19 protein-coding genes and 1 tRNA gene are annotated in these 21586 nt (G+C 64.0%); 8 read left to right on the forward strand and 12 right to left on the reverse strand.

Annotated elements, in window-relative coordinates; translation table 11 throughout:
- Positions 1-210 precede the first annotated feature (210 nt).
- Complete coding sequence (locus tag G455_RS0106715; protein ID WP_028092987.1) at positions 211-720, forward strand: CarD family transcriptional regulator; 510 nt, start codon at positions 211-213, stop codon at positions 718-720.
- A 169-nt stretch (positions 721-889) separates the two neighbouring features.
- Positions 890-1666: a potassium channel family protein gene (locus G455_RS0106720; RefSeq protein ID WP_028092988.1), complete on the forward strand. Its 777-nt coding sequence runs from the start codon at positions 890-892 to the stop codon at positions 1664-1666.
- Here G455_RS0106720 and cobS read toward each other — a convergent pair.
- Entirely contained in the window at positions 1663-2436 is a 774-nt protein-coding gene (cobS, locus tag G455_RS0106725; protein ID WP_035366299.1) for an adenosylcobinamide-GDP ribazoletransferase, read from the reverse strand. The two genes, G455_RS0106720 and cobS, sit on opposite strands and share 4 nt — an antisense overlap.
- A gap of 80 nt (positions 2437-2516) precedes the next feature.
- On the opposite strand from cobS, the gene cobT reads away from it, so the two are divergent.
- Complete coding sequence (gene cobT, locus G455_RS0106730) at positions 2517-3533, forward strand: nicotinate-nucleotide--dimethylbenzimidazole phosphoribosyltransferase (RefSeq protein ID WP_028092990.1); 1017 nt, start codon at positions 2517-2519, stop codon at positions 3531-3533.
- Positions 3534-3709: 176 nt separating this feature from the next.
- Here the strand turns inward: cobT and G455_RS0106735 are convergent, their stop codons facing one another.
- From G455_RS0106735 to G455_RS0106780, 10 genes are all read right to left on the reverse strand, one after another.
- Positions 3710-5593 (reverse strand): cation:proton antiporter domain-containing protein, encoded by a 1884-nt coding sequence (locus G455_RS0106735; protein ID WP_028092991.1) that lies wholly within the window; start codon positions 5591-5593, stop codon positions 3710-3712.
- A gap of 21 nt (positions 5594-5614) precedes the next feature.
- Positions 5615-6070 (reverse strand): Lrp/AsnC family transcriptional regulator, encoded by a 456-nt coding sequence (locus G455_RS0106740; RefSeq protein ID WP_028092992.1) that lies wholly within the window; start codon positions 6068-6070, stop codon positions 5615-5617.
- 242 nt (positions 6071-6312) lie between these two features.
- The gene (gene tpiA, locus G455_RS0106745; protein ID WP_028092993.1) at positions 6313-7062 is read right to left on the reverse strand and encodes a triose-phosphate isomerase; all 750 of its coding nucleotides are present in this window, start codon (positions 7060-7062) and stop codon (positions 6313-6315) included.
- Positions 7063-7360: 298 nt separating this feature from the next.
- A complete protein-coding gene (locus G455_RS23540) occupies positions 7361-7756 on the reverse strand; it encodes a HesB/IscA family protein (RefSeq protein WP_051312246.1) in 396 nt (131 codons plus the stop codon).
- Positions 7757-7903: 147 nt separating this feature from the next.
- Positions 7904-9109 (reverse strand): glycerophosphodiester phosphodiesterase family protein, encoded by a 1206-nt coding sequence (locus G455_RS0106755; protein ID WP_028092994.1) that lies wholly within the window; start codon positions 9107-9109, stop codon positions 7904-7906.
- Positions 9110-9237: 128 nt separating this feature from the next.
- Entirely contained in the window at positions 9238-9600 is a 363-nt protein-coding gene (locus G455_RS0106760; protein WP_028092995.1) for an SUF system Fe-S cluster assembly protein, read from the reverse strand.
- Between the two features lie 134 nt (positions 9601-9734).
- Positions 9735-10007 (reverse strand): NfeD family protein, encoded by a 273-nt coding sequence (locus G455_RS0106765; protein WP_028092996.1) that lies wholly within the window; start codon positions 10005-10007, stop codon positions 9735-9737.
- On the reverse strand, positions 10007-10897 hold the full coding sequence (locus tag G455_RS0106770) for an SPFH domain-containing protein (protein WP_028092997.1): 891 nt from the start codon (positions 10895-10897) through the stop codon (positions 10007-10009). The genes G455_RS0106765 and G455_RS0106770 overlap by 1 nt, the downstream gene beginning before the upstream one ends.
- 98 nt (positions 10898-10995) lie before the next feature.
- Positions 10996-12402, reverse strand: a complete 1407-nt coding sequence (gene rimK / locus G455_RS0106775; protein ID WP_028092998.1) for a 30S ribosomal protein S6--L-glutamate ligase — start codon at positions 12400-12402, stop codon at positions 10996-10998.
- A 115-nt stretch (positions 12403-12517) separates the two neighbouring features.
- Positions 12518-13690: an MFS transporter gene (locus G455_RS0106780; protein WP_028092999.1), complete on the reverse strand. Its 1173-nt coding sequence runs from the start codon at positions 13688-13690 to the stop codon at positions 12518-12520.
- Positions 13691-13823: 133 nt separating this feature from the next.
- Here G455_RS0106780 and tgt point away from each other — a divergent pair, with 133 nt between their 5' ends.
- The 5 genes from tgt to G455_RS0106805 all read left to right on the forward strand — a co-directional run bounded on the left by tgt (position 13824) and on the right by G455_RS0106805 (position 19537).
- A complete protein-coding gene (gene tgt, locus G455_RS0106785; protein WP_028093000.1) occupies positions 13824-14954 on the forward strand; it encodes a tRNA guanosine(34) transglycosylase Tgt in 1131 nt (376 codons plus the stop codon).
- A 108-nt stretch (positions 14955-15062) separates the two neighbouring features.
- Positions 15063-16151 (forward strand): alkene reductase, encoded by a 1089-nt coding sequence (locus G455_RS0106790; RefSeq protein ID WP_028093001.1) that lies wholly within the window; start codon positions 15063-15065, stop codon positions 16149-16151.
- A 238-nt stretch (positions 16152-16389) separates the two neighbouring features.
- Positions 16390-18801, forward strand: coding sequence for an endopeptidase La (gene lon / locus G455_RS0106795; protein ID WP_028093002.1), 2412 nt, complete (start codon positions 16390-16392; stop codon positions 18799-18801).
- Positions 18802-18938: 137 nt separating this feature from the next.
- Positions 18939-19361, forward strand: coding sequence for an HU family DNA-binding protein (locus tag G455_RS23545; RefSeq protein WP_084437017.1), 423 nt, complete (start codon positions 18939-18941; stop codon positions 19359-19361).
- 101 nt (positions 19362-19462) lie between these two features.
- A tRNA-Val gene (locus G455_RS0106805) sits at positions 19463-19537 on the forward strand.
- Between the two features lie 548 nt (positions 19538-20085).
- Here G455_RS0106805 and G455_RS25540 read toward each other — a convergent pair.
- On the reverse strand, positions 20086-21510 hold the full coding sequence (locus G455_RS25540) for a calcium-binding protein (RefSeq protein WP_028093003.1): 1425 nt from the start codon (positions 21508-21510) through the stop codon (positions 20086-20088).
- Positions 21511-21586: the final 76 nt, after the last annotated feature.

Raw genomic sequence — 21586 nt, forward strand, 5'->3', positions numbered from 1 at the left:
GTTTTTCTGGAGGTCTTCGGGTGCCCCTTTCAGAAGGGGCATTTTTGTGCTATATAGTCTCTTCAGATGGTATGAACGCCCGGATCCCCCTGTGAGGTAACATTGGGGTAAGTGTAATTTATCGGAAAACGCAGCTTGACGGGGCAGACAGTTTGGCCCGCCGCTGTGTTTTTGTCGCCTGAGATCCCGGCGAAAACAAGGAAAGCCTGAATGACCAAGTCCAAGAAACTCGAATTCCGCCCGAATGAGTATGTGGTTTACCCGGCCCATGGTGTCGGCCAGATCATGTCGATCGAGGAGCAGGAGGTTGCCGGCATCAAGCTGGAGCTGTTCGTGATTTCTTTCGAAAAGGACAAGATGACCCTGCGGGTGCCGACCAACAAGGCGACCGAGGTGGGGATGCGCTCGCTCAGCACGCCGGACGTGATCGACCAGGCGATGAAGACGCTGAAGGGCAAGGCCAAGGTCAAGCGCGCCATGTGGTCGCGTCGCGCCCAGGAATATGAACAGAAGATCAACTCGGGCGATCTGATTTCCATCGCCGAGGTGGTCCGCGACCTGCACCGCACCGACGATCAGCGGGAGCAGAGTTATTCCGAACGTCAGCTCTATGAAGCTGCGCTCGAACGTCTGACCCGCGAAGTCGCCGCCGTCTCCGGCGGGGATGAGGTGCTGGCCGCCAAGCAGGTCGATGACGTGCTGATGTCGCGCGCTGCCTGAGGCACCTATCCGGCAAATTTCAACTGCGCTCTTCATCCCGAAGGGCGCGGTTTTTCATGGCCGCTGCTCTGATGGTGCTGGCTTTGCAAGCTTCCGCTTGCCTGCACGACGGGCTTTGCAGTTAGCTTGCCTCAGCCGATGACACCTTCCGACAGCCCGCAGCCACGCCATGACCGACAGTTTCAAATTGCGCCTCGATCAGCTCTATACCAGCGATACCCGCTTGTCGGTCCGGTTCCGCTATGCGCTGATCCTGTTTGACGCAGTGAGCATCCTCTATTTCATCGTGACCGCCCCCTTCTCGGAAACGCTGGCGGTGCATCTGGTCAACTCGGTCTTTGGCGCGGTGATCCTGCTGGATTTCGCCGCGCGGTTCTGGCTTGCGCGCGATCGCTGGCACCTGCTGCGGCAGCTTTACACGCTGGCCGATATCGTGGTGATCGCGGTATTGATCCTCGATCCCTTCCTGTCTCACAGCCTGGCATTCCTGCGTATCCTGCGGGGGTTGCGGCTGATCCACTCCTATCACCTGCTGGGCGATCTGCGCCGCGACAGCGAATTCTTCCGCCGGCGCGAGGATGCGGTGATCGCGGCGATCAATCTGGTGGTCTTCCTCTTCACCACCGCCTCGGCCGCTTATGTGATGTTCTTCGATCACAGACCCGGGTTCAGCGCCTACATCGACGCGCTCTATTTCACCGTGGCGACGCTGACCACCACGGGCTTCGGCGACATCACCCTGGTGACGCCCGCCGGCAAGCTTTTCTCGATCTTCGTGATGGTTTTCGGCGTGGCGCTTTTCGTCAATCTGGCCCGCGCCCTGTTTCAACCGCAGAAGGTACGCTTCACCTGTCCCGATTGCGGCCTGCTGCGGCACGACCCGGACGCGGTGCATTGCAAGCATTGCGGCCGTCTGCTGAACATCCCGACCGAAGGGGCGGATTAACCGGGGCTCAGCACCAGAAAGGCCGCAAGCGCGGCGATTTCGGCCAATTGCTGGCTGGCGCCCAGAATGTCGCCGGTCTGGCCGCCGATCTTGGCCCGTGCCAGCATGGCCAGGCCCCAGACCATGGCCCCGGCGCAGAGCGCGGCGATCATTGCCGCGCCCCCGGCGCTCAGCAGCCCGAGGGCCAGTGCCAGACCGATGCCGCAGGCAGCCACCGCCGCCGGAGGGCGCCCGACTGATCGCGACAACCCGCCGGCACGCGCCGGGGGCAGGGTGGCCATCAGCCCGGCCATTCCAGCCCGCGACAGGATCGCAGCCCCGATGACCGCTCCCCACCAGCCCTCTTGCGCGACCAGCGCGGCCAGCGCGCTCCAGCGCAGCCCGGTGGCAAGGATCAGCGCCAGCACCCCATAGCTGCCGATGCGGCTGTCCTTCATGATCTCCAGCCGCCGCTCCGCCGTCAGCCCGCCCCAAAGCCCGTCAGCGGTGTCGGCCAGCCCATCCTCATGCATCGCGCCGGTCAGCATTACCTGCACCGCCAAGATCAGCCCGGCCGCCACCGTGGTGGGCACCCCCAGCGCCAGCGCTGCCGCCCCCAGCACGCAGGCCGGCAGCCCCACCGCCAGCCCGGCCAGCGGAAACGCCCAGGCGGCCTGCGCCTGACGGGCAAAGGCCGATGACGGAAGTCGGGGCAGCGGCAGCCGCGTCAGCAGCACCAGAGCCACGACGCCATCCAGCACGACCTGCCTGATCCAATCGGTTTTTCGCATCATCCGGCCCTTTCCGGGGTTGCCGCAGGGGGTCATCGGGTTAAACACCTTGGCCAGACCCGATGCAATGAGACTGGCCCATGCTTCCCGATTTTCAGACGCTCGATCAGTTCCGTGCCCTCCTGGCCGGAGCCCCCGGACCCGACACTGCCGCGCTGGCCCAGGCCAGGGCGCGCAATGGCCAGTTGACCAAGCCGCCCGGCGCGTTGGGGCGGCTCGAGGAGCTGGCGATCTGGTATGCCGGCTGGCGCGCCGATCCGAGGCCAAGCATCGCGGCGCCGCAATCCATCGTCTTCGCCGGCAACCACGGGGTGGTGGCGCAGGGCATCTCGGCCTTCCCGTCCGAGGTGACGGTGCAGATGGTCGCCAATTTCCGGGTCGGCGGCGCCGCCATCAACCAGCTTGCCGGGGCCGCCGGTGCGCAGATGCAGATCATCGAACTCGACCTTGATCGCCCCACCGCAGATTTCACCCAGGGCCCGGCGATGACCGAGGCCGAAACCGTGGCCGCGCTGCGCGCCGGCTGGCAGGCGGTCGACCCGCAGGCCGATCTTCTGGTGGTCGGCGAAATGGGGATTGGCAATACCACTGCCGCCGCAGCGTTGTCGCTGGCGCTTTACGGTGGCGATGCCGGCGATTGGACCGGGCGCGGCACCGGGCTGGACGATGCCGGTCTGGCCAATAAGACCGAGGTGGTCGCCCGCGCCGTGGCGCTGCATGCGCCGACGATCACCGACGGGCTCGATGCGCTGGCCCGCCTCGGCGGCCGCGAGATCGCCGCGATGGCCGGGGCGATGGCGGCGGCGCGGCAGCTTCGCATCCCGGTGATCCTCGACGGTTTCATCTGCTGCGCCGCGGGCGCCTGTCTGGCCTCGACCCAACCCGGCGCACTGGATCATGCCGTCGCGGGCCACTGCGGCGCGGAGCCGGGCCACGCAGGCCTTCTGGCGCGGCTCGGCAAGGAGCCGCTCCTGACGCTTGGCCTGCGGCTCGGCGAGGGGACGGGCGCCGCCCTGGCAATTCCGCTGCTCAAGGGGGCGGTTGCCTGCCTTTCCGGCATGGCGACCTTCGCCGAAGCCGGCGTCTCCGGTGGCTGACGCGTCGGGGCCTGGCCGGTCATGGGCCTTCGATCTGGCTCAAATATCCCGGGGTGAATGCGCCGCAGGCGCAGAGGGGCAGCGCCCCTGTTCTCGCCCCGGGGGCAAGCGCGGATCGGCCCGGTTCCGCAGCCCTCTCCTGCGCCGATATTGGGCCCAGCCGAGCGGCGTGGGGGTCAGGCGGACTTGCGCGCCTTTTCCTCCTCGCTCAGGGCAAGAAGCGCCGATTCCAGCTCTTTCTCCAGCTCCTTGGTACGCTGAATATAGGCGGCGTTCTGGCTTGCCGGTATCCCGGGTTGCCAGAGCTTGGCCAGCTCTCGCACGCTATAGCGGTCATGCGCATAGAAGGTCTGTTCGGCCTGCGCCGCCTCGTATTCGCTGAGCCCGACATTCTCCAGAACATAGCGTCCGGCGCGTAGCGAGCTGTCGAACATCTCACGCACGATATCATTGGCGCCGGCCTGATAGAGGTCGAACACATGGTTGCGATCGCGGGCGCGCACGATGATGTGCAGATCGGGCCGTTCGCGCCGGGCATAGGTCACCAGCTTGGTGGCGCTTGCCGGATCGTCCAGCGCCACCACCAGCACTCGCGCCTTGCCGAGCCCCGCGGCCTTCAGCAACTCGGGCCGGGTCGGATCGCCCAGAAATCCCTTCACGCCGAACCGCCGCATCAGCTGGATCGTTTCCATGTCGTGATCGAGCACGATGGTCTTGAAGCCGCTGGCGCGCACCAGACGGTTGACGATCTGGCCGAAACGGCCGATGCCGGCGATGATCACCGGGCCCTGATCGTCGATCTCATCGGCCTGTTGGGCGGGGTTCGCCTCTTTCATCCGCTTCGACAGGACGCCATGAAGGATGAACAGGAGCGGTGTGATCAGCATGGTCAGCGCCACCACCAGCAACAGTTTTTCCGACAGAACCTGCGGCACCACGTTCAGCTGGGTGGAGAAGGCCAGCAGGACGAAGGCGAATTCCCCCGCCTGCGCCAGCCCCAGGGTGAACAGCCACTGATCGCGCCCCCTGAGGCCGAAGGCCCGACCGACGAAATAGAGCACCACGCCCTTGACCAGGATGGTCAGCAGGGCCAGCCCCAGCAGGTCGAGCGGTTCGGCCAGGAAGGCCTTGTAGTTGATACCGGCGCCGACGGTGATGAAGAACAACCCCAGAAGCAGCCCCTTGAAGGGTTCAAGGTCGCTCTCCAGTTCGTGGCGAAATTCGCTGTTGGCCAGGAGAACGCCGGCCAGAAAGGCGCCGAGCGCCGGCGACAGTCCGACCAATGTCATCAGGAAGGAAATTCCGACGACGATCACCAGCGCCAGCGCGGTATACATCTCGCGCAGATGGGCGGCGTGGATATAGCGAAACAGGGGGCGGATCAGATACATGCCGGCCAGGATCACTGCGCCGACCGCGCCGATGGTGACCAGGGTCACCGCCCAGCCCGGCAGCCCTTCGACCAGCGACAGCCCGGCACCATGGCCGGCGGTCTCTTCCGCGACGCGTTGAATCGAGCCGTCGTGCCCCAGCAGCACGCCGGGCGGGGCGACCGCCAGCAAGGGCAGGAAGGCGAGGATCGGGATCACCGCGATATCCTGGGTCAGCAGCACCGAAAACACCGACCGGCCGCCGCCGGTCTGCATCAGCCCCTTTTCCGACAGGGTCTGCAGCACGATCGCGGTGGAGGACAGCGAGAACGCCATGCCGACGGCCAGTCCGACCTCCCAGGTCTCGCCGGCGATGATCGCGGTCAGCATGATCACCAGCGTGGTCACCATGACCTGTAGACCGCCCAGACCGATCAGCCGGTCGCGCATGTTCCACAGCGCTTTCGGTTCCAGTTCGAGCCCGATCAGGAACAGCATCATCACCACGCCGAATTCGGCGAAATGCTGCAGGTCCTGGGTTTCCGAGCCGACGAGCCCCAGCACCGGACCGATGACGATCCCGGCCGCCAGATAGCCCAGAACCGACCCCAGCCCCATGCGCGCAGCAAAGGGCACGGCGATCACCGCGGCGCCGAGGTAAATCGTGGCCTGGTAGAGAAATCCTTCCAAGATGACCGTTCCTTTCCGGGGTCAGGTGGGCAATGGCGCATCGGGCTTGAGCTGGTCCATGACGATCTGGCTCTGGACCCGGGCAACGGTGGGATGGGGCAGGATGACATCGTGCAGCAGGCGGTTCAGCGCCGGCAGATCGGCACAATAGACCCGCAGCAGGTAATCGGCCTCGCCGGTCATGGTCCAGGCGCTGATGATTTCCGGGCGCGACCGCACCAGCCGGGCAAATCCCTTCGCCTGCTCGGGGCCATGGGTTTCGAGATGAACCTGGATGAAGCCCTGGACCTGCAGACCCAGCTTGACCGGATCGAGCCGGGCGGCATAGCTGGTGATATAGCCTTCGGCCTCCAGGCGCTGGCGACGACGACCGGCCTGGCTGGGCGAGAGGCTCAACAGCTCACCCAGTTCCTGTGCGGTCAGATGCGCATTCTTTTGCAGCGCGGCCAGAAGTCGGGTGTCTGTCTCATCCAGCATATGCGTCAGATTTCCTCGCTTTCATTAGGTTAATGCGGGGATTTCGCATGTCAAACCGGGTTTGCACCAAAAGATGCGCAAATTTCTTCTTTAAGTCTGCTGTGCCGCGGGGCGGGCGGAAAGGCTGCTTCCGCAGCGGGAAACGACACCGACCGCAACCGCGATGCGATCGGTTCACGATTGTCTCTGTCCGAAATCCGTGTCGGATTTCGGACTGTCTTCCGGGCCGGAAAACGGCCGTGTCATGCCGCGTCGAGCGCCTGGATGATCGGAGCGAAATCCGCTGCCTTCAGGCTGGCGCCGCCGACCAGCGCACCGTCCACGTTGGAAACGGCGAAGATATTGGCGGCATTGCTGCCCTTGACCGATCCGCCATAGAGCAGCCGGATCGCATCCCCGATCTCGGCACCGAACCGGGCTTCAAGTTTTTCACGCATGAAATCATGCACTTCCCCGATCTGTCCCAAGCTGGGTACAAGGCCGGTGCCAATCGCCCACACTGGTTCGTAGGCGATCACCAGCGTCTCACCGGTCACTCCGGCGGGCACCGAGCCGGCAAGCTGGCCGGCGATGATGTCGAGTGTCGCCCCGCCTTCGCGCTGGTCGAGGGTTTCGCCAACGCAGACGATGGCGGTCAGCCCTGCATCGATGGCGGCCTCGGTCTTGTCCCTCACCACCGCATCGGTTTCGCCGTAATCGGTGCGGCGTTCGGAATGGCCCAGAATCACATAGCGCGCCCCTGCGTCGAGCAGCATTTCGGCGCTGACGTCGCCGGTATGGGCCCCGGCATGGGCCGCGTGGCAATCCTGGCCGCCGATCTGGATCGCGCTGGCCGCTGAGATGTCCGCCGCGCGGTGAATCAGCGGGCTCGGCGGGCAGATCAGAATCTCGGATTTCGGCGCAGGGGTGAGTGCGGCCAGCGTGCTGATTTCGCTCAAGGCAGCCCCGGTGCCGTTCATCTTCCAATTTCCCGCCGCCAGTTTCTGCCGCATGCCCGACCTCTTCTTGTCTTTGTTGATTGCGTTCGAATGTTTCGTAACATCGCCCGGAGGACGAGACAATTGCGCAAGCGGAGCGAAGCGCCGGCTGGGACGATGATTGCCGATTCGGCGGTGCCGGTGCTGAAAAGGCGGGAGCCCGGCGAAACGGTCCGGTCGGAGGGGCGAAAGAGGCAGGAGCGATGAGCGCGGATTGCCAAAAGGCAACCGGGCGCAGGCCCAATGGGCCTGCGGAAACGCTAAATCCGTGGGGAAGCCTTAGGGACAAGCAGGCGGTGAGGCTGTTGCGCCCTCAGAGCCGGGGAATGCTGTCGCCCGCGACCGGCGCCTCGCTTTCCGGGGTGTCCTTGAACTTGATCGACTCGCCGCAGCCACAGGCCTCGGCCACATTGGGGTTGTTGAACTTGAAGCCTGACTCCAGCAGGCTCACCTCATAGTCGATTTCTGTCCCGAAAAGGAACATCTGCGCCATCGGTGCGATCAGCACCCGGGCCCCGTCCTGTTCGACCACCTCGTCATGGGCGGCGGTCTCGTCGACGTAGTCCATGGTATATTCCATGCCAGCGCAGCCGCCTTTCTTCACGCCGATGCGCAGGCCGGCATGACCGCCCTTGTCCATCAGCTTCGCGATTTGGGCTGCCGCGCGCGGTGTCATGGTGACGGCTTGTTTGCCGGGAATGCCAAACATGGGTTTCTCCTTCACCATTAATCTAGGGCCGCGCGCGGCGGGGCTCAAGCCCCGGGGCGATCGGCGGCCGCGGAAATGAAAGAGAGGGCCGCCCGGGGGGAGTGGGCGGCCCTCGGGGCCAAGGGCGCGCCGGGCATCACGCTATGTTCAAAGGCCCATGCAATTGGCGTAATAGGTCACCGTGGCCGGCCAATCAGAGAATACCCCGTCGACCCCGACCTCCTGGGCGAGAACGTCGAGCGCGACCAGATAGTCGGCGTCCGTGTCGACGATGTCGTTGACCGGCTTGAAATACCACCCGCCGCCCTGGGCCAGCGGGCCCGAGCGTTCAAGTGACCAGGCGATCAGCTTCAGCCCGGCAGCCTTGGCCGCCCGGGCATAGGCCGAGGCGGCAATTTGGCCGTTCTCGGCTGTCAGCAGCATGTTGATCGAGGGGGCGAGATACTGCACGCCGCGGGCTTTCAGCGCCGCGAAATCTTGGGCCCAGGTTGTCGGATCCTGTTCGTCGAACCCCCGGCTCCATTGCACCAGATAGACCGCCTGCTTGCCGAAGTCGGGTTCGTGGTCGATCCAATAGAGGATATCGTCCAGGTTGAAGCTCTGGGCCCAGACGTCCGAGGCGGGCACGCCGGCCTCCTTGTATTCGTCGATCAGCTTCTGGGCATAATCCGCCTGGGTAAAGCCGTTGAAAGGCATCTCGACCGCCGGGGATTTCAGTTCGGGGGTGAATTTCGCGCCCAGGTCGCGAAACAGCGCAATGGAGTCCTTATGCGTCATCAACTGTGCGCCGTCGGTGTAAAGGTCGGTCCGGAACCGGGCGAGGCCACCCTGATAGCCTGCCGGGGTGGTGGCGGTTTTATCCCGGCTGTCCATTTTGGGGGACAGGGATTTGAACTGGGCCAGGGTCAGTTCAGACGTGCGGCATTCTGCTTTGGCCGGTGTCTCGGCCGTGGCGGCGGTGAAGGGGGTGACGCAGGTCTCGGCCAGATCGCTGGTCAGGATGTCGGTGGTGGTGTGCAGATCGTTCTGGGCATGGCGGCAGACCAGTTCCAGATCCTTGGTAAAGGTCACGTCGCATTCCAGGATGCCGGCCCCCATGCGCGCGGCGGCGCGGTTCGATTCCACCGTATGTTCGGGAAACATCAGGGGGCCGCCGCGATGACCGATCGAAAAGGTGGTGCGCTCAGGCGTCTGGCCCTCGCAGGCGGCCAGCTTGTCCTTGAGCGGCCCTGCCGGCAGCTTGTCGATCAGATAGGCCGGCCGCACGCCATAACTTATGGCGGGGCCGGTCGCTTGCGCCTGTGCCAGAATCGGGCAGATCAGCAGGGTGGCGGACAGAGCGAGATGTCGCATGGAATCCTCGGAATTTTGTAAGGTGCTGGATGCACCTTTTCCGAGCTCTGTGACATTGCGCGGACATTCGCATGACGCCCGCGTTAATGTTTTGCAACAAGTGCCTGAAATCTGTGGATAAGTTGGGCTTACATAAAGCCCAGTTCCAGGCGTGCCTCGTCAGACATCATATCCATGCCCCAGGGCGGTTCCCAGGTCAGTTCGACATCGGCGGACTTGACGCCGGGGACGGTCTCGATCGCCTCGATCACCCAGCCGGGCATGTCACCGGCCACCGGACAGCCCGGGGCCGTCAGCGTCATGACGATCTTGACCTCGTCGTCATCATTGATCTCGATCGTGTAGATCAGGCCGAGCTCGTAGATATTCACCGGGATTTCCGGATCATAGACGGTGCGGCAGGCGTTGACGATCTGATCGTAGAGGGGATGGTCCACTGTCGACGGCGCGATCAGCGGCGCGCCTTCCAACGGTTCGGGAGCTTGGGTCATCGGGGCCTCGGGTTCTTATCCTGAGAGATTATATAGGAAACCGCGCGGGAGAGGTAAAGGTGTGGCCGAAAGGTGGCTTTCCCCGTTGGACGGGACCGGGGAAAGCTGGGGTGCGGAGGATGGGCAAGCGGGCCTCAGTCGTCGTTGATGTCCCTGTCGATGATCTTCACCTGGCCCTTGGGCAGGGAAAACAGCCGACGCATCACCAGCCAGGCGGTCAGCGACAGCAGAGCGAAGATCAGCAGGAGCGGCGCGAGGGCGAGGACGTCGACCAGCAGCAGCAAGAGACCCACCCCCAGCGCGCCGAGCGCGAAGCCCAAAAAGACGAAGCCCGGCACCAGCACTTCGAGGATGGCGAGCCCCAGCGCCGCCGCCATCCACACCCACCAGAGCGTCCAGAGCAGCATCAACCGCGCCCCTTCAGCAGTTTGAAGGCGTCGCCGAAGGCCTCCAGTGCCTGGGCCGGCACTACGATGGTCTGCTTGCCGCTGCCGTTGCCAAGGGCGGTCAGCGCCTCGACCTGCTTCAGCGCGACTTGATATTGCGCCGCCTCAAGCCCGTTTTCGGCGATCGCCTTGGCGACCACCTCCGTGGCATAGGCCTCGGCCTCGGCCTGGATGCGGCGGGCCTTGGCAGTCTGTTCGGCGGCGTACAGCTCGGCATCGGCCTGCAGTTCGACCGACCGCTTGCGGCCCTCGGCCTCGGTCACCTGGGCGCGGCGGGCGCGTTCGGCGTTCAGCTGTTGCAGCATGGCGTCCCGCGTCGCCTGGTCCAGATTGACGTCGAGGATTTCGGCCCGCGTCACCTCGATCCCCCAGTCGTCCACCGCATCGGCGACCGAGGCCTTGATGGTCGAAATCAGCTGCGAGCGGTTCGATTGCACCTCGTCCAGATCCATCTTGCCGATCTCGGCGCGCACGATCCCGGCCACGGTGGTGGCGATGGCCGCGTCGATGTCACGGATGCGATAGACGGTCTTTTCCGGCTCGGTGATCCGGTAGAAGACCGAGGTTTCGACTTCGACCAGCACGTTGTCGCGGGTGATCGCGTCCTGGCTGGCGGTGGGCAATTGGCGTTCGAGGATGGAAATCTTGTGTTTCACCACATCGAGGAAGGGGACGATGAAGTTGATGCCGGGGCCCATCACCGCGCGCAGTCGGCCAAAGCGTTCGACCACATGTTTCTCGGATTGCGGTACGATGCGCACACCCTTGAGGATGACGACGATGATGAACAGCGCCGCCAGAAGATAGACGATATTGCCGGACAAAAGCTCTGCGATCTGATCCTCGTTCATGGGAGGCTCCTTAACTGTGGCGCTTTAACTGTGGCGCTAGATTGTGCCGCTTATATGGCCGGGGCGCCGGATGGCATCAAGCGTTACCGGCGCGAGGATCACCGGGGGCTTTTGCGGCGCGGGGCCGGGCGGGGGCGGGCACGGTGTTCGATTTCGTCATAGAGCCGGCCGATCAGATCCTTGCCGGTGGCGGCTTCGATCCCCTCGAACCCGGGGGAAGAGTTGACCTCGAGGACCTTGGGCCCGTCATCGCTGCGCAGCAGGTCGACGCCGGCCATGTTCAGGCCGAAGGCGCGCGCGGCGCGTACCGCGATGTCGCGCTCCTCGCGGCTGATGCGGGTGACGCTGGCTTGGCCGCCCTGGTGCAGGTTTGATCGGAAATCGCCCTCGGCGCCCTTGCGCTTCATCGCCGCGACCACCTTGCCGCCGATCACCAGGCAGCGCACATCCTCGCCCGCGGCCTCCTTGACGAAATGCTGGACCAGGAAATTGGCGCGCAGCCCCCGGAAGGCCGAGATCACGGATTCGGCGGCCTTCTTGGTCTCGGCCAGCACTACGCCTTTGCCCTGTGTGCTTTCCAGCAGCTTGACGATCAACGGCGCGCCGCCGACCAGTCCGATCAGGTTGCCGGTGTCCTTGGGCGAAGAGGCGAAGGCGGTCATCGGCATGCCGATCTTGTGCCGCGCCAGCACCTGATGCGCCTGCAGCTTGTCACGGCTGGCGGTGATCCCGGCAGAGCCGTTGACGCAATAGGTGCCGATGGTTTCGAACTGGCGGATCACCGCGGTGCCGTATTGGGTGACCGATGCACCGATGCGCGGGATCACCGCGTCATAGCGGGGCAGGCGTTTGCCGTCATAGTGGATTTCCGGGGCCAGCGCGTTGATCGCCATGTAACAGCGGGTGGTGTCGATCACCTCGACCGTATGGCCGCGCGCCTCGCCGGCCTCGACCAGCCGGCGGGTGGAATAATTGTCCTCGCGGCTGAGAACGGCGATGCGCAGATCGCGTTTCGGGGCGGCCTGACGCATCCGGGCCGAATGGTAGACGTCATAGTTCAGCACCGGTTGCAGGTGCCGTTCGGTCGGCAGGATCGAAATATGGTCCGTCAGGGCCTGACGTCCCAGCAGCATCCGGCTGGCCATGCCGGCGCGGTTGGTCAGGGTGATCTCGATCGGCCAGCTCTGGCCCGCGACCTCGAGCGCAGTGGTGATGACATAGCGCAATTCGGCCTCGCCGTTCGATGAGGTCACCTCGCGCCGGTCGATCACCGGGGCAGAGCAGGGGATCGCCAGATCGTCGTGGCCGGGGATCGGGTGGACCGAGAACCGCACCTTGGGGGCGGAGGCAGGGCCGAAGAGCTCGATATCATAGGCATGCAGCGCCGAGGTTCGCGCGCCGGTGTCGATCTTGGCGCTGATCGCCGGCAGCCCGAGGCCGGGCAGGGCGATCCATTCCTCCCAGCCGAAGGTCAGCCGGTGGGGCACGGTGGGGGAATCGGTCATGGTCCGGATCCTGCAGCAATCCTCTACCGCCGCCTCCCTAGCGGTTTGCCGGGACCGCGCAAGTGAATTTTCCGCAACCGCGCCGGGTGGCGGTTGGAGCTGGGGGCTGGGGCGATCAGCCAGCCGTCCGGGTCCGGGCGCGGCTGAGCCCGTAATGGGTGAAGAGCGCCGCCACATAGAACAGGGCGACAATCAGGCTCAGCCCCGGCTTGCCGGTGCCCTCATGGACCGCCAGCATCAGCGGCGTGCCGATCATGTTACCCAGATTGCCCATCTGCGCCAATGCGCCATTGGCCAGCGCCCGGGCTGCGGCGGTGTCGTTGAGCTGGGGGATGGCGGCAAAGCTTGCCCCCTGGACCAGGCCGAGACAGGCAAAAAGCGCGATGGCCGGCAGCGCACTGCCCGGCGCCAGCGGCAGGGTCAGGGCCAGGCAGAAGGCGAGGGCAAAGCCCAGCATCACCACCTTGACCGCCGGCCAGCGGCGCAGCAGCGCCATTCCCAGCGTCATCGAGACGGCGATCGCCGTCAGCGGTGCCAGCGTGGCGGTCAACGTCGCGGCGCGCGTCGGCAGCAGCGGCGGCCAGACCGCCAGCAGCGCGACGAAGGTGAGCGTGTAGAACAGCCAGCCCCAGGCCGGTGCCGCCAGAAAGGGCGAACGATAGAGGCTGATATGCCGGCGCAGCAGCCCGGCAAGCGTCAGCCGTTGATCGGCGGGCGGGATCGGCGTGTCGGCGGCGACAAGGCGGAGCAACAGCAGTGCCATCGCCGCCATCCATGTCGCATGGGCGGCAAAGAGTGTGCCGATCCCGTAGCGCTCGGCCAGCGGCACGCCGACCAGCGCCACCATCGCGAAGGCTACGCCGAAGAAGGTGCCCCAAAGCGTCAACGCGGCGGGGCGGATGCGGTCGGGGGCAATCTGTGCGATCAGCGTCGGCGCGGCCACGACGATGGCCAGATGGGTGGCCCCTTCGGCCACCCGCAGCGCCAGCATGACCGGCAGCGGTGGCAAACTCGTCTGCGCCAGCGAGATCGCGCAGCCCGCCGTCAGGGCCCAGATCAGGGTACGGCGGAACCCGATGCGGGCCACCAGCAGGCCGGCCACCAGCCCCAGCAACACCCCCATCAGGCTGAGCAGCGAGACGAGGAAACCTAGCAGCGTGCCGGCTTCGGGGTAGGCCCGGCCAAGCTCCGGCAGGATCACGGCCATCTTGGCGAATTGCCCGGCCGCACCAAGGCCGGTGGCATAAAGCGCAACGATTGCGATCCAGGGGGAGGTCGGACGGGTCATGGGGGGCAGGGTTGGCGCGCCATGAGGCAGATTGCAAGGCATCTGGCACAGGCGGCCATGGCGGGGCCTTGCCAGCGCGGCGTGTTTGCCGCAATACCGGCCGGATTGGCTCAGGGCAAAGCGGGAGGCCGCGATGACGACGAAATTCTCTTTCACGCTGAAGGCAACCGACGGCAAGGCACGCTTGGGCGTGATCGATACGCCGCGCGGTCAGATTCGCACCCCCGCCTTCATGCCGGTGGGCACGGCGGCGACCGTCAAGGCAATGATGCCCGAAAGTGTGGCGGCGACTGGCGCCGATATCCTTCTGGGCAATACCTATCACCTGATGCTGCGTCCCACTGCCGAGCGGATCGACCGGCTGGGGGGGCTGCACAAATTCATGAACTGGCAAAAGCCGATCCTGACCGACTCGGGCGGTTTCCAGGTGATGAGCCTCTCCGGCCTGCGCAAGCTGACGGAAGAAGGCGTGACCTTCAAATCCCATGTGGACGGGTCGAAACATCACCTCAGCCCGGAACGGTCGATGGAAATCCAGCGGCTTCTGGGCTCGGACATCGTGATGTGTTTCGACGAATGCCCGGCCTTGCCCGCGGACCGTGACCGCATTGCCGAGAGCATGCGGCTGTCGATGCGCTGGGCCGAGCGATCGCGCGAGGCCTTTGGCGATCGCCCCGGCCATGCCCTCTTCGGCATCCAGCAGGGCGGGCTGGAGCAGGACCTGCGCGAGGAAAGCGCCGAGGCGCTGAAGGTGATCGGGTTCGAGGGCTATGCCATCGGCGGCCTCGCCGTGGGGGAGGGGCAGGAGGCGATGTTCGACTGTCTCGATTACGCCCCCGACATGCTGCCGGTGGACAAGCCGCGCTATCTGATGGGGGTGGGCAAGCCCGACGATATCGTGGGCGCGGTCAAGCGGGGCGTCGACATGATGGACTGCGTGCTGCCGTCGCGGTCGGGCCGGACCGGGCAGGTCTTCACCCGTCATGGGGTTTTGAACATCAAGAACGCGCGGCACCAGGACGACCCGCGCCCCTTGGACGAACAGTGCGGCTGCCCGGCCTGCCGCAACTATTCGCGCGCCTATCTGCACCATGTGTTCCGCAGCCACGAGATCATTTCCTCGATGCTGCTGACATGGCACAACCTGCATTACTTCCAGGATCTGATGCAGGGGATGCGCGATGCCATCGCCGAGGGCCGCTTTGACGCTTGGGAGGCCACGTTCCACGCCCAGCGGGCCGAGGGCGATATCGCGCCGCTGTGATATTCCGAAGCGTGGGGAATCCTCCTCAGGGCTTGCCGCGGCGCAGAATGCGCTTAGCTTTCGTGTCTGACCCGCTTGCCTAGGGTGGGACCGAAAGGGAGTTTCCTCATGACACACAAGCTTTTCACGCCCTTCACTGCGGGCGATATCTCGTTGAAGAACCGCGTCGTCATGGCGCCACTGACCCGGAACCGGGCCGATGACGTGACCGGAGAGGTTAACGATCTGCACGTCGACTATTACCGTCAGCGCGCCACCGCCGGGCTGATCATCACCGAGGCGTCCCAGATTTCGCCCCAGGGCAAGGGCTATATCCAGACCCCCGGCATACATTCCGATGCGCAGGCCACGGCTTGGAAAATCGTCACCGATGCGGTGCACGAGGCGGGTGGCAAGATCGTCATCCAGCTTTGGCATGTGGGGCGGATCAGCCATACCTCGTTGCAGCCCGACGGGCAGGCGCCGGTCGCGCCATCGGCCATCCCGGCGGGAGTGAAGACCTTTACCCAGAACGGGTTTGAGGAAACCTCGGCCCCGCGCGCGCTGGCGCTGGAGGAATTGCCGGGCATCGTCGCGGATTACCGCAAGGCCGCACGGCTGGCGATGATCGCCGGATTCGACGGGGTCGAGGTGCATGGCGCCAACGGTTATCTTCTGGACCAGTTCCTCAAAACCGGCGCCAACCATCGCGATGACGCCTATGGCGGACCGGTCGAGAACCGAGCGCGCCTGATGCTCGAGGTTCTGGAGGCGGTGACCGATGAGATTGGCGGCGGCAAGGTCGGCCTGCGGCTGTCGCCTTTCAGTCCTGCCAATGGCATTTCCGATGCCGATCCGATGGCGACCTTCGGCTATCTGGTGCCGCAGTTGAACCGCTTCGGCCTAGCCTATCTGCATATGGTCGAGGGTGCCACCGGCGGATCGCGAGAGCTGGCCGAGGGGGAGAGTATCACGGCGCTGCGCGCGCTGTTCGAAGGGCCCTACATGGCCAACAACGGCTATGATCGGCAGATGGCGCTGGACGCGGTGGAAAGCGGTGCCGCCGATCTGGTGGCCTTCGGGCGGCCCTTTATCGCCAACCCCGATCTGGTGGCGCGGCTGGAACAGGATGCGCCCTGGAACGACCTCGATCGTGCCACCCTCTATGGCGGCGGAGCGAAGGGGCTGATCGACTATCCGACGCTTGAGCCGGTCTGATCGGCGCGCTGGCGTCAGGGGCGGGGGCTTGCCCCCGTTCCGCTTGGGTTTTCCACAAGAAAAGGTCAAATGATCTCTTGCGGCCCTGCTGCGCCCACGCCATGCTGGCCGACGCCCGAGTTGGGCGAGGTTGAAATGGCGGGGACGACGCCCCACGTAACAACTCGATGACAGGAGATGGTCGGGTGCCGCCTCGAAGAGGGGCCAGTGCCATCTTGCCAAGAACCAAGGAACGCACATGCAAGAGCCTCTCAACTCCTCCTACCCGGTCCTGCCGCTGCGCGATATCGTGGTGTTTCCCCACATGATCGTGCCGCTGTTCGTGGGTCGGGAAAAGTCCGTCCGGGCGCTGGAAGAGGTTATGGCGGACGACAAGCAGATTCTGCTGTCCAGCCAGATCGACCCTTCGGTAGACGACCCCGATGTCGACGGCATTTACAAGGCCGGCGTGCTGGCCAATGTGCTGCAGCTGCTGAAACTGCCCGACGGCACCGTCAAGGTGCTGGTCGAGGGGCAGGCGCGGGTGCGCATCACCGAATTCCTGCCCAACGACGACTTTTTCGAAGCCACGGCGGAATATCTGACCGAGATGCCGGGCGATGTCACCACCACCGAGGCGCTGCTGCGCACGGTGGAGGACGAATTCGAACGCTATGCCAAGGTGCGCAAGAACATCCCCGAGGAAGCGCTGGCCGCTGTCAGCGAAAGCACCGATCCCGCCAAGCTGGCCGACCTGATCGCCGGCCATCTGGGCATTGACGTGGAGCGCAAGCAGGAACTGCTTGAAACGCTGTCGGTCTCTGAACGGCTGGAAAAGGTCTACGGGCTGATGCAGGGCGAAATGTCCGTCCTGCAGGTCGAGAAGAAGATCAAGACCCGCGTCAAGTCGCAGATGGAGAAGACCCAGCGCGAATATTATCTGAATGAGCAGATGAAGGCCATTCAGAAGGAGCTGGGCGACGGCGAAGAGGGCGAGGGAGAGATTGCCGAGCTCGAGGCCCGCATCGCCGAGACCAAGCTTTCGAAAGAGGCCAAGGAAAAGGCCGAGGCCGAGCTGAAGAAGCTGAAGAACATGTCGCCCATGTCGGCCGAGGCCACCGTGGTGCGCAACTATCTCGACTGGATGCTGTCGATCCCCTGGGGCGTGAAATCGCGGGTCAAGAAGGATCTGACCCGCGCCGAGGAAATCCTCGATCACGACCACTATGGCCTGGAAAAGGTCAAGGAACGGATCGTCGAATATCTCGCGGTGCAACAGCGTTCGAAAAAGCTGAAGGGGCCGATCATGTGCCTCGTCGGCCCTCCGGGCGTCGGTAAGACATCTCTGGGCAAATCGGTCGCCAAGGCCACGGGGCGCGAATTCATCCGCATCTCGCTGGGTGGGGTGCGCGATGAATCCGAGATCCGCGGCCACCGTCGGACCTATATCGGCTCGATGCCCGGCAAGATCATCCAGGCGCTGAAGAAGGCGAAAACCACCAATCCGCTGATCCTGCTCGATGAAATCGACAAGATGGGCCAGGATTTTCGTGGTGATCCCGCTTCGGCCATGCTGGAGGTGCTTGATCCGGAACAGAACTCCACTTTCGTGGATCACTATCTCGAGGTCGAATATGATCTGAGCGACGTGATGTTCCTGACCACGGCAAACTCCTACAACATGCCGGGGCCGCTTCTCGACCGGATGGAGATCATCCCGCTGTCGGGCTATACCGAGGACGAAAAGCGCGAGATCGCCAAGCAGCACCTGTTGCCGAAGCAGATCAAGAACCATGGGCTGAAGGCTCAGGAGTTTTCGATGACCGATGATGCGCTGACCGCCATCATCCGCTTCTATACCCGTGAGGCCGGCGTGCGGAGCCTGGAGCGGGAGATCGCCAAGGTCTGCCGCAAGGCGCTGACCAAGCTGGTCAAGAAGGAAGCGCAGACCGTCACGGTGACGGCGGACAACATCGACGATTTCCTGGGCGTGAAGAAGTTCCGCTATGGCCTTGCCGAGAAAGAAGACCAGATCGGTGTGGTCACTGGGCTGGCCTGGACCAGCGTGGGCGGCGAGCTTCTGAGCATCGAGGCACTGCGGCTGCCGGGCAAGGGCCGGATGAAGACCACCGGCAAGCTGGGCGAGGTGATGAAGGAATCGATCGACGCGGCTTCGAGCTACGTGCGCTCCATCGCACCGCAGCTCGGCGTCAAGCCGACCAGTTTCGACCGGTGGGACATCCACGTTCACGTCCCCGATGGCGCGACCCCGAAGGACGGGCCGTCGGCAGGCTTGGCGATGGTCACTGCCATCGTCTCGGTGCTGACGCAGATCCCGGTGCGCAAGGATATCGCCATGACCGGCGAGGTTACCCTGCGCGGGAATGCCTCTGCCATCGGTGGGCTGAAGGAGAAACTGCTGGCGGCGCTGCGTGGCGGCATCAAGACGGTGTTGATCCCGGAAGAGAACGAGAAGGATCTTCCGGACATCCCCGACAACGTGAAAGAGGGGCTGGAGATCATCCCGGTCACCCATGTGTCGGAGGTGTTGAAACACGCTCTGGTGCGTCAGCCGGAGCCGATCGAATGGGATGAGGCCGCCGAGGAAGAGGCTGCCGCCGCCCGTGCCAAGATGACGTCGGAAGAAGGCTCCGGCGCCACCGCGCACTGAAGCACGGGAAACGCGTTCACATTCATCAGGCGGGCCTTAGGGCCCGCCTTTTTCATGCGCTGCCGGGGTGGCGGCTGGCGTTTCGCTCGACGTGGGCCTAGGGTCGAAGCAGCCGCAATTCGGGAGATGGCGCAGCGATGGACAAGTCCGGGAAAAAGGCCAAGAGAAAGAAGGGTGCGGCGCTGCCGCAGGACCGGTCCGAAGAGGCGCTGATCAGTGCCGAGGAAGCCCCGGGGCAGGTGCTGGTCGATATCGCGGAGGCGCCTGATGCGGATGCCGATACTGCCTCTGATCTGAGCAAGAAAGAACTGATCGCCCGGGTTCTGGCCAGAACCGATGTCAAGAAACGTGACGCCAAGCCGGTAATCGAGGCCGTCCTGGCGGTTCTGGGGGAGACCCTGGCCGAGGGGCGCGGGGCCAATCTCGCTCCGCTGGGCAAGCTCAGCGTCAACCGGACGGTCGAAAGAGGCGATCGCCGGGTGATGATCACCAAGCTGCGGCAGAAGGTGACGGCGGCGGCGCCCATGGACCTTGATGACAGCGATGGCGCGCCGGATTGAGACCTCCATTCAGGGGCCGGGCTGGGGATGTAATTTCCGCCCATAAACTTGCCGATAGGGGGTTGCACCCTGTCACGAGCTTCTATAAATCCCGCCCTCACGGGTGATTAGCTCAGTGGTAGAGCGCTTCGTTCACATCGAAGATGTCAGGAGTTCGAATCTCTTATCACCCACCATTCTCCCCTCTTTTCTGGAATATCTTTGGAGATGAGGTGGATGTTCGTCTTTATCTCTCAGTGTTGAAATCGACTTTTGCGATGCCTTGCGTTCCATTCGCATGGGCAGCGTGGCCTTTGGGGGCTGCTGCAGAGAGAGCAGGGCATAGGCCCATCGGGCTGGATATGGGGCGCCTTGGGGCCGCTCCTTTCCGTACTGCCTGACGTGAGACCGGCGCCGGAGCCGACAAAACGCTTTCATCTGGCTGGGGACGGCAGGGCAATGCGGCATGATCTGCGTGGCTTCCTGTTCCAGCAGGGCCGAACCGCCGCCATCGGCTGTAGCCTGGTGTGCGAGGCGCTGAGGTCTTGAAACATCAGGGGGCGCATCTGGTGATGCCGCCGCAGTCAGCGCGCCGACCATCATGGTGGGCCGCCATGGCCGTGCGTCAGATGGCAAGATGCCGGTGCAGGGGGGGGCGCCTGCGGCAGACCCCATGCGGCACAGAATAGACAAGAAAGCCGCCCGGCGCGGGACCGGGCGGCTTCGGGTCTGAAAGTCTGGCGGATCAGAAGATGAAGTCGTTCTTCGCCAGATCGTCCATGGTAACGCCATAAAGGTCGATGGTGTTGCCATTGAGATCGTCAATAACCGCGTGGCCGCCGACATCGGAGATGTGATTGTTCATCAGATCCTTGAAGGTCTTGATCTCGGTGACATCGGAGAGGTCGATTTTTTCTTTCAGGCCGGCGGTTCGGAAGTCCGTGACCATGTCATTGCCGAAATTGCCGGAGAAAATGAAGCGATCGAAGCCGGCGCCGCCGGTCAGTATGTCATCGCCGTTGCCGCCGTCCAGCTTGTCCCTGCCGTCGCCGCCTTCCAGCACGTCTTTGCCGCCCAGGCCCCGCAGAACGTCGTTGCCGGCCTCACCCTGCAGCAGGTTCTTGGCGCCCGAACCGATGATCTTGTCGGCATAGTCCGACCCGCGGACGTCTTCGATTCTTTTCAGCGTGTCGCGGTCGCCGAATCCGTCGATGGCAAAACCTTTGGCCAGGTTCACGGTGACACCTTCTTCGCCGCCATAGCGATAGTCGCGGTCATAGCGAACCGCGTCGACGCCCTTGCCGCCGTTGATCAGATCATCGCCCGCCAGGCCGCGGAAGGTTTGGCCGCCCTTGGCGCCGATCAGATTGTCGTCGAACAGGCTGCCGCGCAGGGCTTCGATGCTGATCAGTTTGTCGGTGTCGCCCCAGCCGTCGGTGCCGGTGCCCTTGGCCAGGTTGATGCTGACGCCTGCGGGATCGTTGGCATAGTTCACCTGATCCCAGCCGGTGCCGCCCTTGTAGGTGTCATTCCCCTCGGAGGAATAGAAATAGTCGTCACCATACCCGCCAGACAGCACGTCGCGTCCGGCGGTGCCCCAGATGTCTTCGTCGGCGCCCAGAACTTCGGTATCCACCAGGTCGGACCAGGGGATCAGCACGCCGGGGCCGAAGGCGCCGGTCGCGGGGTAGACGTCGTTGATATAGGTGTCGGTTTCGCTGAAGGCGACGAAATCGGACAGGGAACCGAAGTCGGGCAGATCGTCGCCGCCGAGAACGAAGTAATAGCGGGTGCCGTATTCGTAGCCATCTGCCGCGACTTCGCCCTTCACCACCTCGAGTTCCAGAACCACGCTGGAATGAGAGGTGCCGCCCATGGTCCAGTCGATACCGATGATGTTGGAGTCGATGTTCGACGTGTAGGCATTCATGCCGTCCAGCGTGAGGACATAGGTATCTGCGCTGGGGGCGATATCGACCCAGATCGTGCCGTCGGCCAGATCGACCTCTTCGATGGTATAGGTGAAACCGGCCTCGGGTGCGGCGGTCACATCCAGCGATACGCTGGCATCGAAGCGGGTGGGGGTGTCGTCGTCACTGTCCCAATAATAGCGGTAGTCGTAGGAAAAGCCGTTGATCGAATAATAGGTAGTGTTAGCCGTCGAAGCCATCTGTTTGCCTTTATGTCGATTATCTAGATCGAAACCACTGCCTGGGACAGATGGCCATATGTAATGCGAGGCTAGA

It is taken from the genome of Pseudodonghicola xiamenensis DSM 18339, from assembly GCF_000429365.1.
In the GTDB taxonomy this organism is placed as follows: domain Bacteria; phylum Pseudomonadota; class Alphaproteobacteria; order Rhodobacterales; family Rhodobacteraceae; genus Pseudodonghicola; species Pseudodonghicola xiamenensis.

Coding starts and splice junctions, on each gene's coding strand:
- G455_RS0106715 (WP_028092987.1), top strand. CDS start 211: ATGACCAAGTCCAAGAAACTCGAATTCCGCCCGAATGAGTATGTGGTT.
- G455_RS0106720 (WP_028092988.1), top strand. CDS start 890: ATGACCGACAGTTTCAAATTGCGCCTCGATCAGCTCTATACCAGCGAT.
- cobS (WP_035366299.1), bottom strand. CDS start 2,436: ATGCGAAAAACCGATTGGATCAGGCAGGTCGTGCTGGATGGCGTCGTG.
- cobT (WP_028092990.1), top strand. CDS start 2,517: ATGCTTCCCGATTTTCAGACGCTCGATCAGTTCCGTGCCCTCCTGGCC.
- G455_RS0106740 (WP_028092992.1), bottom strand. CDS start 6,070: ATGCTGGATGAGACAGACACCCGACTTCTGGCCGCGCTGCAAAAGAAT.
- tpiA (WP_028092993.1), bottom strand. CDS start 7,062: ATGCGGCAGAAACTGGCGGCGGGAAATTGGAAGATGAACGGCACCGGG.
- G455_RS23540 (WP_051312246.1), bottom strand. CDS start 7,756: ATGTTTGGCATTCCCGGCAAACAAGCCGTCACCATGACACCGCGCGCG.
- G455_RS0106755 (WP_028092994.1), bottom strand. CDS start 9,109: ATGCGACATCTCGCTCTGTCCGCCACCCTGCTGATCTGCCCGATTCTG.
- G455_RS0106760 (WP_028092995.1), bottom strand. CDS start 9,600: ATGACCCAAGCTCCCGAACCGTTGGAAGGCGCGCCGCTGATCGCGCCG.
- G455_RS0106765 (WP_028092996.1), bottom strand. CDS start 10,007: ATGCTGCTCTGGACGCTCTGGTGGGTGTGGATGGCGGCGGCGCTGGGG.
- G455_RS0106770 (WP_028092997.1), bottom strand. CDS start 10,897: ATGAACGAGGATCAGATCGCAGAGCTTTTGTCCGGCAATATCGTCTAT.
- rimK (WP_028092998.1), bottom strand. CDS start 12,402: ATGACCGATTCCCCCACCGTGCCCCACCGGCTGACCTTCGGCTGGGAG.
- G455_RS0106780 (WP_028092999.1), bottom strand. CDS start 13,690: ATGACCCGTCCGACCTCCCCCTGGATCGCAATCGTTGCGCTTTATGCC.
- tgt (WP_028093000.1), top strand. CDS start 13,824: ATGACGACGAAATTCTCTTTCACGCTGAAGGCAACCGACGGCAAGGCA.
- G455_RS0106790 (WP_028093001.1), top strand. CDS start 15,063: ATGACACACAAGCTTTTCACGCCCTTCACTGCGGGCGATATCTCGTTG.
- lon (WP_028093002.1), top strand. CDS start 16,390: ATGCAAGAGCCTCTCAACTCCTCCTACCCGGTCCTGCCGCTGCGCGAT.
- G455_RS23545 (WP_084437017.1), top strand. CDS start 18,939: ATGGACAAGTCCGGGAAAAAGGCCAAGAGAAAGAAGGGTGCGGCGCTG.
- G455_RS25540 (WP_028093003.1), bottom strand. CDS start 21,510: ATGGCTTCGACGGCTAACACTACCTATTATTCGATCAACGGCTTTTCC.